The organism is Streptomyces sp. RP5T (assembly GCF_003933965.1).
Lineage (GTDB): Bacteria > Actinomycetota > Actinomycetes > Streptomycetales > Streptomycetaceae > Streptomyces.
On the sequence record NZ_RSAJ01000561.1, the window covers coordinates 1 to 5,395 of the forward strand.

General features: G+C 71.2%; 6 protein-coding genes. 4 read left to right on the plus strand and 2 right to left on the minus strand.

Annotated elements, in window-relative coordinates; all coding sequences use genetic code 11:
- The 4 genes from EHS43_RS36275 to EHS43_RS36290 all read left to right on the plus strand — a co-directional run.
- Nucleotides 1-711 (plus strand): DUF4253 domain-containing protein (locus EHS43_RS36275; RefSeq protein WP_260470877.1); only part of this gene is annotated, 711 nt, incomplete at its 5' end.
- Nucleotides 712-841: 130 nt separating this feature from the next.
- Nucleotides 842-1,168, plus strand: coding sequence for a hypothetical protein (locus tag EHS43_RS36280; RefSeq protein ID WP_125194857.1), 327 nt, complete (start codon nt 842-844; stop codon nt 1,166-1,168).
- Nucleotides 1,168-2,415, plus strand: a complete 1,248-nt coding sequence (locus EHS43_RS36285; RefSeq protein WP_125194858.1) for a putative T7SS-secreted protein — start codon at nt 1,168-1,170, stop codon at nt 2,413-2,415. Before EHS43_RS36280 ends, EHS43_RS36285 begins: the two co-directional genes overlap by 1 nt.
- Nucleotides 2,412-2,915, plus strand: a complete 504-nt coding sequence (locus EHS43_RS36290) for a hypothetical protein (RefSeq protein ID WP_125194859.1) — start codon at nt 2,412-2,414, stop codon at nt 2,913-2,915. The genes EHS43_RS36285 and EHS43_RS36290 overlap by 4 nt, the downstream gene beginning before the upstream one ends.
- On the opposite strand, the gene EHS43_RS36295 is transcribed toward EHS43_RS36290, so the two are convergent.
- Both EHS43_RS36295 and EHS43_RS36300 read right to left on the minus strand, forming a co-directional pair.
- Entirely contained in the window at nt 2,912-4,123 is a 1,212-nt protein-coding gene (locus tag EHS43_RS36295) for a PLP-dependent aminotransferase family protein (RefSeq protein ID WP_125194860.1), read from the minus strand. The genes EHS43_RS36290 and EHS43_RS36295 overlap by 4 nt on opposite strands.
- 115 nt (nt 4,124-4,238) lie before the next feature.
- The gene (locus EHS43_RS36300; RefSeq protein WP_125194861.1) at nt 4,239-5,141 is read right to left on the minus strand and encodes an SAM-dependent methyltransferase; all 903 of its coding nucleotides are present in this window, start codon (nt 5,139-5,141) and stop codon (nt 4,239-4,241) included.
- Nucleotides 5,142-5,395: the final 254 nt, after the last annotated feature.

The window sequence follows — 5,395 nt, forward strand, 5'->3', positions numbered from 1 at the left end:
CACGAGCCGTTGCTGTGGCATGCCGAGTACGCGGCGTCGTCCGGGGTCTGGACCGCGCTGGGTGCGCGGGCCGCGCGAGCCGGTCTGCTGCCGGTGCTGATAGAGGTCGGCGATACGCAAGGCGGGCCGGACGAGTGGGAGTTGATGCCCGGGGAAATGTCGTACCCCGGGGACCACGACCCCGAGGAGCTGCTGGCGGAGTACTGGGCGTACGCGGTCGAAGAGCCCGACGAACTTGACGAGACGATCGCCCCCTACGACGAGACCTGGCCCGGCCTGGCCCCCGCCCCGGAGTCGCTTCCCGCCGACCCCGACATCCGGGCCGCCGAGACCGCCGACGCGCTCCTCGACGAGGGGTCGTGGTTCAAGGACCCCCGTCTCGCCCTGGTCCCGGCCCGCCGCAGCGCGGACATCCCGGCGGCGATCGGCTGGACGGGTCCGATGAACTACGAGGACGACACCGCCCGCATCTGTGCCATCCTCCGCGACTGGGAGGACCGCTTCGGCATACGCGTCATCGCGCTCACCTTCGACCAGCTGGTCCTGTCCGTCGCCGCCCCGCCCACGACGAAGGACGCGGCCGAGGCCGTCGCCGCCGAGCACTTCGCGTTCTGCCCGGACAACATCACCCAGGGCGACCACGAGACGCTGGCCGCGTACGCCGAACACGCGGTGCGCGGCCGACGGGTGTGGTCCTTCTGGTGGGACTAAGGGCAGGGCAAACCAGAGGTCTCCCATGAGCAAATTCCCTTTCAAGTCACGTCGGTTCATGTCGGCACGCTGAATCCGTCGCTAAACTCCCTTCTCGTTTGCGGTCCTTAACAGGGGGAGGGCGCTCAGCATGCCGGACGGCTTTTCCGTGGACCTCGGCGCGCTGCGCAAGGCCGCCTCGGGGATCAGCACCACGCTGGACGCGATGGCCACCAAGAAGGTCAGCGACATCGACGTCCCCAAGGGCGACTTCGGGCACGACGAACTGGCCTCCGCGATCGTCGACTTCACCGATCGGTGGAACATCGGCGTCTCGCACCTGGCCTCCGACGGCACCGAGGTCTCGGACCGGCTGAACCGCTGTGTGAAGAACTACGAGGCGGCCGAGGACCACATCCAGCTGACCGCCGAGGGCATGCTCCGCTCGTCGTCCGGAACCGACCCGGGGGCGTCCTGATGGCTCAGCTCGGCGAGACGTCGGACCCTCGTGAGCTCGTCCCCGGCTCACCGGACTCCCTGACCACGACCGCGCAGTCCCTGCTCGCCTACGGCGATGTCCTCGTCGAGGCCGGCGAGGGACTGGCGAGGATCGACACCGAGGACGGCTGGCGGGGCCCCGCGGGCGACGCCTTCCGGGACCGTTTCCACGGCCAGCCCGCCCGATGGACCGAGGCGGGCAACGAGTTCCACACCGCCGCGAACGCCCTGTACGACTACCTGCACACCCTGCGCGCGGCCCAGCAGCGCGCGGCCGAGGCCATCGCGCAGTACGCGCGCGGCGAGGCGGCCACCACGAACGCCAGGAACGCCCATGACCGGCAGGTCGGCGAGGCGCGCGGCAGGGGGGACACCACCGAGATCCCCTTCACCGATCCCGGTGAGGCGGACCGTGCCGCGGCCCGTGCGACGCTCGACACCGCTCGCGGCAACGTGGACACCGCCGGACACACCGCAGCCGCCCTGGTGAAGAAGGCCACCGAGTCCGCCCCGGAGCGTCCGGGGTTCTGGTCCAAGGTCGGCGACTTCCTCGGCGATGTGGGTGACGGGCTGGTGGACGGCGGCAAGACGGTCGTCAACGACCTCGCCTCCTTCGGCAACGCCATGATCCAGCACCCCGGCGACAGCGCGGCGATGCTCGGCGGCATGCTCCTGGCCGGTGTCAGCGCCGGTGGCGAGGGTCTCGGCGTCGCCCTGGACGCCACCGGGGTCGGTGCCGTAGCCGGCGTACCCCTCAACGTCGTGTCCGCGGCCGGTATCACCGCGGGCGTCGGCCTGGCGGGCGCGGGAGCCGTGGACCTCGCCCAGCACGCCACGAGCGACTCCCAGGTCGAGCCCCTCCGTATGAACAGCGAGGGCTCCGGCACCGGCGGCTCCTCCCAGCAGCCGGCCTCCGACCTGATCAAGAACGGCCAGCAGTACAAGGGCACCGGCGGCCGCGCGGGCAACAACCTGCCGGTGGAGAACGGCCCGAAGGACGGCACCCTCTACAAGACGGACCCGCAGACCGGAAAGGTCACCAACTACACGACGTACGACTCCGAGGGCCGGGCCGTGAAGCGGGTGGACCTGGAGGGCCGTCCGCACGGCGGGGTGGACACCCCGCACGTCGTAGAGTACGAGCGCAACACCAACCCGAAAACCGGTCAGGTCTTCGTGCGCCCGTCGAACGAAGTACGCGCCGCGTTCCCCTGGGAGATCCCGTGACCAGCAGCAAGCCGTCGTGGTCCGAGCGGAGGCTGCCGGCGTTCTTCACCCGGTGGCGTACGGACTGGAAGGACGAGGCACTCACCCCGGCGAACTACCTCGACTTCGAGGGCGGCCTGAAGTTCGTGCTGGCCGCGGCCTGGCTGTTCTGTCCCGAGACGGTCGAGTACCGCGACGGTGTGTTCCTCAGGGAGCGGTTCGGTCAGGGGAACGTCGACGACTGGTTCACCAAGCTGGGCGACGCCAGGGAACGTGTCGAAGCGGTCACCAACCAGGTCAAGTTGTGGGACACGTTCGGCAACACACCCCTGACGGACGACGACCGGCTCGGCGAGGAACTGCCCCAACTCGCGCTGGCGGTGGGGGAATGCTGGCAGGGCGTCCTGTCCGCCCGGTACCCCGACCTGGAGGTCACCGTCGAGGTGAGCGACGAGGAGGACGGCTCCTACGGTCCGACCGTGACCTTCTGGACCTCCCCGTCCGTCACGCCCTTCGGCTAGGGCGTGTTGCGAAAGCCCCGCAGTCCCTCCCCGAGCCTGCGCAGCCCCTCCCCGATCTCCTCCGGCGTCTGCGTCACGAAGCAGAGCCGCAGGGTGGAGCGGTCGGGCTCACCGGCGTAGAAGGGCGCCCCCGGGACGTAGGCCACGTCCCACGCCACGACCTGCGGCAGCAGCGCCGTGGTGTCGTACGACGACGGAAGCCGCGCCCAGAGGAACATGCCGCCCTCGGGACGCGTCCAGGTCGATCCCTCCGGAAGGGCCTCCGCCAGGCCCGCCAGCATGGCGTCCCGCCGCTCGCCGTAGACGCCCGCGACGCGCCGCACATGCGCGTCGAGGTCCCGGTCGGCCAGGTAGCGTGCCGCGGCGAGCTGGTTGACGGTCGGGGTGTGCAGGTCGGCCGCCTGCTTGGCGACCGCGCAGGCCCGCCGCACCTCACCGGGCGCCCGCAGCCAGCCCAGCCGCAGTCCGGGGGCCATGACCTTGGAGAGGGACCCGAGCAGCACGGTCCGGTCGCGGGCCTCCTCGTGGGCGGCGATCCACGGCACCCGCTCGCCCTCGAAGCGGAGTTCGCCGTACGGGTCGTCCTCGACGATCCACAGCCCGCACCGCGCGGCCACGGACGCCACGGCGGCCCGGCGTGCCGCGGACATGGTCCGTCCGGTCGGGTTCTGGAAGGTGGGCACGGTGTAGAGCAGCTTGGGCCGCTCCCGCGCGACGAGTTCCTCCAGCGCCACGGGGTCGGGACCCTCGTCGTCCCCCGGCACGGCCACCACGCGGGCGCCCGCGAACCGGAAGGCCTGGAGGGCGGCCAGATAGCAGGGGCTCTCGACGAGGACCGTGTCGCCGGGCTCGATCAGCGCGGTGGCGAGGAGCGACAGGGCCTGCTGCGATCCGGTGGTGACGAGGACGTCGTCGGCGTCGGTGGCCGGTCCGCGCGCCGACATCCGCTGTGCCAGGGCCTCCCGCAGGACGGGCTCGCCCTCGGTGGTGGAGTACTGCAGCGCCCGCTCGGGCACCTCGTCGAGCACCGCCCGGTACGCCTGCGCGATCCCCTCGGCGTCGAACAGCTCCGGTGCCGGCAGCCCGCCCGCGAAGTTGATGACCTCGGGGCGGGCGGTGACGGCGAGGATGTCCCGTACCGGGGACCCGCCGACGGACCGGGCCCGGGCGGCGAGCGGGGGCACGGAGGCGAACGTGGACACCGTCATGGCACGGCTCCTTCGGCTGCTGACTGCGACGACTGGTGGAGCGCAGCCTAGGGAACTGGGTGCCGCCTACAATTACCTTTCCGCGATACGGACGCCACTCACCCGGAACACCCGCTCACGCCTTGGTGCCGGTGGCCCCGTAGACGTTGATGTCCTCGTCCGTGACGTCGTTGATGTCGCGGTAGCGGATCTTCTCGATGTCGTCGAGGGACGCGAAGTCCTCCCCTTCGATGGCGGGCGGCGCGGGAGCGGGCGCGGGGTGCCACAGATGCGCGGGCACCACACCGGGCTCGTCCAGTGACAGACCCGGCACCTCGGTGAAGAACCGCTCCACCTCGGCCCTGGACCGGAACACGAAGGTGAACCCGCGCTCGGTGTAGGTCCGCTGGACCGCGCGGGCGGGCTCCGGGTGCATCTCGTCGGTCAGATGGCTGAGCACGACCCGGCTTCCCGCGGGCAGCGCCGCCACGAGCTCGCGGACGATCGGATAGGCCTCGGCGTCCTCGACGAAGTGCAGCAGGGCGACCAGGCACAGCGCGATCGGCTGGTCGAAGTCCAGGGTCCTGGCGGCCTGTTCGAGGATCTGCGCGGGACTCCGCAGGTCGGCGTCGATGTAGTCCGTGCGCCCCTCGGGCCCGCTCGTGAGCAGCGCGCGGGCGTGCGCCAGCACCACCGGGTCGTTGTCGACGTAGACGACCCGGGCGTCGGGCCGGATCCGCTGGGCGATCTGGTGGACGTTCTCGGCGGTGGGCAGTCCGGTGCCGATGTCGAGGTACTGCCGGATGCCGTCCCGTGCGGTCAGGCGCTCGACGGCCCGCCGCATGAAGTCGCGGTTGTGGCGTACGTCGAGGTAGCCGCGCGGGTTGGCGGCGAGCGCGGCGGCCGCGGCGGCGCGGTCGGCCGGGTAGTTGTCCTTGCCGCCGAGGAAGACGTCGTAGACGCGGGCCGGATGCGCCTTGGTGGTGTCGATCCTCTTGGCCAGTTCGGCCGGGTCCTGGCTCAGCGCGTCACCGGACATGACGTCTCCCCTGTGAAGGTGTCGGTGTGAACGGGTCGGTCCTTCGGCGGACCATCGCCACGATGGTCAAGAACCTAACTCCTGGGGGGACTTGATGGTGCCCGGTGCGCTCGACATCCCGTCCGGTGTCCCGCACCGGCGACTTGGGAAACCGTGTCCGCGCAGGTCGGAGAGGGATCCGGCACGAGGCCGTCCCGAATCTCCCGCCGGGGCTGGCGAACGCCCCGGCTGCCGCGCAGCCTGATCCCATGCCC